This window comes from Lonsdalea britannica (genome assembly GCF_946477055.1).
Classification (GTDB): Bacteria; Pseudomonadota; Gammaproteobacteria; order Enterobacterales; family Enterobacteriaceae; genus Lonsdalea; species Lonsdalea britannica_A.
The window spans coordinates 1-2974 of sequence record NZ_CAMKXG010000348.1 but is presented as its reverse complement, the minus strand read 5'-3'; the positions used below and the strand labels follow the sequence as shown (position 1 = coordinate 2974).

At 59.7% G+C, this 2974-nt stretch carries 2 protein-coding genes and 1 pseudogene; all 3 read right to left on the bottom strand.

The genetic code is table 11. The features are described from left to right. The coding region (locus tag Q7O77_RS16480; RefSeq protein ID WP_304169783.1) for an ABC transporter substrate-binding protein at window positions 1-1493 on the bottom strand (1493 nt) is incomplete at its 3' end. Continuing rightward, window positions 1483-2511, bottom strand: coding sequence for an ABC transporter ATP-binding protein (locus Q7O77_RS16475; RefSeq protein WP_304169781.1), 1029 nt, complete (start codon window positions 2509-2511; stop codon window positions 1483-1485). The genes Q7O77_RS16475 and Q7O77_RS16480, both read right to left, overlap by 11 nt. Further along, a pseudogene (locus Q7O77_RS16470) lies at window positions 2511-2974 on the bottom strand (oligopeptide/dipeptide ABC transporter ATP-binding protein); the annotation flags it as partial. The gene Q7O77_RS16475 and the pseudogene Q7O77_RS16470, both read right to left, overlap by 1 nt.

Genomic DNA, 2974 nt, shown 5'->3' with positions numbered 1-2974 from the left:
AGGAAGAAGCGGCCCAGCGGGTTCTGATAGAAGCCCTTGATGTTTTTACGGCTGACGTTGCGGTACGGGCTGTAGTACAGATCGATCCAGTTCACGTCGGCTTTCGCCATTTTCTGCAGGTCGATGTACATCTGCTCACGTTTTTTAGGATCCACTTCCAAACGTGCCGCCGCGACCAGCGCTTTCACCTTCTCGTTGTGGTAGCGAGTCATGTAGTTCATGTTCGCGTCGTGACCCAGCACGAACGTGGTTTTCTGATCCGGGTCGAGCACATCGTTGGTCCAGTACATGACGGAAATGTCATAGTCGCCGGAGACCAGCATGCCCCAGCTCTGGCTCGGGTCGACTTTCTGCAGCGTGACGGTCACGCCCGCTTTTGCCAGCTGCTGCTGCAACAGGATAGCGATTTGTTCGTCCACTTCATCGCCCGCATTCACGACATAGTTCAGCTTCAGATTAGAAGCGCCTGCATCCGCCAGCATTTTCTTGGCTTTTTCCACGTCGTAAGGACGTTTCAAATTATTGGCATAGTGGTACACCGCGCCAGCCGGAATGTAGGAGTTCGCGACCTGACCGTAGCCAAAGGTCACGGTTTTCACGATGGCATCTTTGTCGATCGCATAGTCCAGCGCCTGACGCACTTCAACCTTCGACAGCAGGCCGTGCTCGTGGTTGATCAGCAGGTGATCTTCACGCGTTGACGGGTCTAGATGGATGGACAGGTTCGGATCTTTTTGCAGAGAGACGATGCGTGAGAACGGCACGTTGATCGCCGCATCCAGTTCACCCGCCTGCACTTTCAGCATACGCGTGTTGTCGTCCGGGATGGTCTGCCACTCGACGCCATCCAGAGAAACCTTGTCCGCACGCCAGTAATGCGGGTTTTTGACCAGCACCACGCGGTCGCCGCGCAGCCACTCTTTAACGCTGAACGCGCCGGAGCCGACCGGTTTTTCCGCAAACGCTTCTTCACCCATCGCTTTCATCGCTTTTTCAGAGATGATGGAGGCATTCGGCAGGGCCAGCTGAGACAGGAACGGAACGGACGGCGCTTTCAGGGTAATAACCAGCGTACGCGCATCCGGCGCTTCCACTTTATCCATCACCATGAACGGGTCGCGCCACAGTGAGTTTTCATCGTCGCGCAGGCGCAGCAGGCTGAATGCGGCATCGCTGGCCGTGACCGGGGTTCCGTCAGAGAACACCGTGTCGCGGATTTTCAGCGTATAGACTTTGCCGTCCGGAGAAATGGTCCAGCTTTCCGCCAGCGCGGGCTCCAGCTTGGTGCCGGTCTTGTCCACCCAAATCAGACGGTCAAGGACATTGGAGAACACCCAGTTGTCTTCGTTCTGCGTCGTTCTAATCGGGTCGAAACTGGTGCTGTCTTCGCGTCGTCCAATCGTCAGCACACCGGCCGCTTGCGCCATTTCACTTGCCACGCAGGCCGCCAGCAAAAGCCCGGCGGCTGCAACCTTTAAGTATTTACGCTTCATCAAACATTCCCTCATTTAACGGATTAATGGCTTGTTCGCCCTTGTCGTCCAACACGCAGGCGAAGGTATGACCGACGATGTGTCGGGTCTCTGGCGGCGCGCCATGTTGGCAGCGCGACAACGCATAGGGGCAACGCGGGTGAAACGCGCAGCCGTCCGGCAGCGCCAGCGGGCTGGGCGGTTCGCCCGAAAGAGGATGGGCGGGCAGCGGCCGGTCGGGATCGATTTCCGGAATGGCCGCCATCAGCGCCGCGGTATAAGGATGGCGCGGTTGGGTAAACACCGCTTCAACCGGACCCGATTCCACGATACGCCCCAGATACATCACGGCGACGCGGTCGCACAGGCGTCGCACAATCGCCAAATCGTGGGCGATGAACAAAATGGCCAGCCCCATTTTGTCCCGCAGATCCATCAGCAGGTTGATGATCTGTCCTTGAATGGACACATCCAGCGCCGCCACGCACTCATCGGCGACGATCAGCCGCGGCTCCAATGCCAGCGCCCGGGCAATACCGGCGCGTTGGCACTGTCCGCCGCTCAGCGCGTCGGGCCGACGCAGGCCGTGCTCAGGGTTCAAACCCACCAGAATCAGCAGCTCCCTTACCCGCTCCTGGATCGCAGATTTCGGCACTTTGCGATGCACGCGCAGCACCTCGGCGATGCTGTCGCCGATAGTCTGACGCGGATCCAGCGAAGAGAACGGGTCTTGAAAGATCATCGCCGTCTGCTGACGCAGCTGAGCGATTTCCTGCTGGCTTCCCGGCGAGATCGGCTCTCCGTCGAAGTACACCCGGCCGCCGACGGTCGGCTCCAGCTGGAGCAACGCGCGGCCCAGGGTGCTTTTACCGCTGCCGGACTCCCCGACCAGACCGAGCACTTCCCCGGCATGAATGTGCAGACTGACGCCGTTGACGGCGTGCAGGCTTCGTTTATTAAAGAGGAAGCCGCCGACCGGAAAACTGACCTGCAGATTGTCCGCTGCCAGCAGCGGCGCCGTAGATTCAACCGGACTCACTATAGACTCTCCTCGTGATTCAGCGTGGCGAACGGATGGTGACAGGCCGCAGCGTGCGCGAGATCCTGCATTTCACCATACATATCGGGCCGTACCGCCTTGCAAATCTCCGTGGCGTAACGACAGCGGGGATGGAATCGGCAGCCGCCGGGAAAATGTTCCGCCACCGGCGGCTGACCTTTAATCGTCGCCATCTGTCCGGTGCCGCCCGCGCTGACCGGCTGGCAGTCAATCAGCCCCTGCGTGTAGGGATGCAGGGCATCGCCCAGCACTTCGCGTTTGCCGCCCAGCTCACACAGACGCCCGGCATACATCACCGCGATACGATCGCAGGTCTGCGCCACGACGCCCAGATCGTGGGTAATCAGGATAATCGCCACGCCGAGGCGGTCGCGCAGGTCGCTCAGCAACCGCAGAATTTGCATCTGCACCGTGACGTCCCGCCGTCGTCGGTTCGTCGGCA